At 66.1% G+C, this 1,545-nt stretch carries 3 protein-coding genes; all 3 read right to left on the bottom strand.

What is annotated here, in order from left to right:
• Positions 1 to 248: plastocyanin/azurin family copper-binding protein (locus tag EOA33_RS35250; RefSeq protein WP_127407687.1), on the bottom strand; the 248-nt coding region annotated here is incomplete at its 3' end.
• Positions 245 to 769 carry a DUF4142 domain-containing protein gene (locus tag EOA33_RS35255; protein WP_126055175.1) on the bottom strand — a complete coding sequence of 175 codons (525 nt, stop codon included), beginning with the start codon at positions 767 to 769 and terminating at the stop codon, positions 245 to 247. The genes EOA33_RS35255 and EOA33_RS35250, both read right to left, overlap by 4 nt.
• A gap of 86 nt (positions 770 to 855) precedes the next feature.
• A complete protein-coding gene (locus tag EOA33_RS35260) occupies positions 856 to 1,545 on the bottom strand; it encodes an RNA polymerase sigma factor (protein WP_126055174.1) in 690 nt (229 codons plus the stop codon).

The raw sequence follows: 1,545 nt of genomic DNA on the forward strand, positions 1-1,545 counted from the left end.
GCTTCCGTGAGAGTCATCCTTCCCCTCGACTTCGGCGGGATCATCGCCTCCCAACCGCCCTTCACCGTGGCCGTGTGGGCCAACCCATCCTTGTTCACCCATTCGACCGTGTCGCCGACCTTGGCCTCGACGCTTGCTGGCGAAAAAACAAGCTTGTCGATCGTTACCGTGATCGTGGCTGCGGACGCCGGGCTGGCGGTGAGCGCCAGCGCCAGCGCCGCTAATGCCGGCCGTGTCAGCGCCGTCATTTCAGGCTGCCGGCGACATGCTCGGCATGCTGCTGATGCCCCTGGAAGATCTTCAGCCCGGTTTCCAGCAGGCTCTTCAACTCGGCATTGCTCGCCGACGGGATGAGCAGGGTCTCCAGCGCCCCGTTGACCTGCTTGTGGTAGGCCACCTCATTCTCGACATAGGCCTTGTCGAAGGCCGCGCCGTCGAGCTTCGCGAGCTTGCCGCGTTCTTCTGCCGCCGCCTTGGCCAGCGCCTGGCTCGTGGCGTTGTCCTCCGGCGTGACATTGAGCTTCTTGACCAGGTCGAGCGCCTGCTTGTTCACCGCCTCATGGTCGCGCACCATGTCGTTGGCGAAATCCACGACCTCCTTGGTCTTGGACTTCTCGATCGCCAGCTTCGCCGCCTCGATGTCGATCGTGCCCGCCGTGTAGGCGATGTGGGCGATCTGCGGATCGGTCGGCTTGTCGGCGGCCTGCGCCAGCGGCGCTGCGCCGAGCATGAGCAGGGCGGCGAGGGCAACGGTCGGTCGGGTAAGCATGGCATCTCCTTCGCCCGGTGGTGCCGGGCTCGCGTTCTTCGGTTAACGCTGATTGGATGCGGGAAGGGCCGAAACGTTCCCGGGAATCAGCCTTCGATCCCCAGTCTTTTCATCACCGCCTCGGTCAGCCGCTCGCAGCGGCGGCCGGCGAAGGGGAAGGCGTCGAGCAGCACCGGGCCGATCTCGTCGTCCAGCGCCTTGCGCACCAGGGCGCGCGCCCGGTGCAGCCTGGTCTTGACGGTCTCGGGCTTGACGCCAAGCAGGTCGGCGGTCTCGTCCATGCTGAAGCCCTCTATGACGCGGGCTACGAACACGCTGCGGTAGACGTCGGGCAGGCTGTCGGTCGCCCGTTCGACCAGTGCGAGGATCTGCCGCTGCGCCATCGTCCGCTCCGGATCGTCGCTGGGGTTTAGAGGGAAGCGGATGATCTGCGCCTCCGGGTTTTCGGGCAGCGCCACGATCCGTTTTCGCTTGCGCAGCCGACCGAGCGCCTCGTTGATGACGATGCGCGACAGCCAGGTCGAGAGCGAGGATCCGCCACGAAAAGTTGAAAGATTGGCGAAGGCCCGCACATAGGCCTCCTGCACGATGTCCTCGGCCTCGGCGTCGTTGCGCACAACGCCGCGCGCGATGCGGTAGAGACGCTGGTTGTTAGCCTTGATGATGGCGCGGCAGGCCTCCGCCTCGCGCGCCAAGGCGCGACGCACCAGCGCCATGTCGCCGGACAGGCTTTCCGCCCCTGCCGGCGCCGCTACGGGCGTTGCGAGCTTGTGCAT

This window comes from Mesorhizobium sp. M4A.F.Ca.ET.050.02.1.1 (assembly GCF_003997725.1).
GTDB lineage: Bacteria > Pseudomonadota > Alphaproteobacteria > Rhizobiales > Rhizobiaceae > Mesorhizobium.